We start from the raw sequence: 357 nt of genomic DNA, 5'->3' as shown, positions 1-357 counted from the left end.
GCCGCCTTCGCTGATCAGTGAGGTGTCGTAATCGGCCCACGACGACCGCGGCAACTCGAACAACCGCTTCCGCTCCACGAACGACGTCGCCGCCACCGGATCCGGATCGATGAAAATATGCCGATGATCGAACGCCGCCACCAACCGAATGTGCTCCGACAACAACATCCCGTTACCGAACACATCCCCCGACATATCCCCCACACCCACCACCGTGAACTCCTGGCGCTGAGTATCGATGTTCATCTCCGCGAAATGACGCTTCACACTCTCCCAAGCACCCTTCGCGGTAATCCCCATCGCCTTGTGGTCATACCCCGCCGAACCACCCGACGCGAACGCATCCCCCAACCAGAA

The 357-nt window shown here is 59.9% G+C and carries 1 protein-coding gene; it reads right to left on the bottom strand.

The features are described from left to right. Positions 1 to 357 (bottom strand): NAD-glutamate dehydrogenase domain-containing protein (locus ON37_RS06965; protein WP_040717957.1); only part of this gene is annotated, 357 nt, incomplete at both ends.

It is taken from the genome of Nocardia veterana NBRC 100344, from assembly GCF_000308855.1.
Lineage (GTDB): Bacteria > Actinomycetota > Actinomycetes > Mycobacteriales > Mycobacteriaceae > Nocardia > Nocardia veterana.
Note: the sequence above shows the minus strand (reverse complement) of the source record. Positions and strands in the feature narration are given on the sequence as shown.